At 59.6% G+C, this 277-nt stretch carries 1 protein-coding gene; it reads left to right on the forward strand.

Annotation, left to right across the window (positions count from 1 at the left end; all coding sequences use genetic code 11):
• On the forward strand, positions 1-262 hold a 262-nt coding region (locus AC0MA3_RS26475), incomplete at its 5' end, for a hypothetical protein (protein ID WP_474658341.1).
• Positions 263-277 lie beyond the last annotated feature (15 nt).

Raw genomic sequence — 277 nt, forward strand, 5'->3', positions numbered from 1 at the left:
CAAGTCGGTGGCCGAGATCATGCGCGACCCGGCGGCCGCGGCCAAGGAATACTGCGCGACCGTGCCCGGCTACAAGGGCAAGGAAGCCGAGATCGAGAAGATCCTGACGTATTACGCCCGCAACGTCTATCCGGGCCAGCAACGTCTCGGTGCGTTCGATCCGGCGCGTGTGACGAAGCTGCAGGACTTCTATATGCAGGAGAAGATCATTCGCGAAAAGTCGAACCTGGCCGACCTGTTCACCAACCAGTTCGTGCAATAACGCGAGACGACACAT

Source organism: Paenibacillus sp. LS-5 (assembly GCF_056121505.1).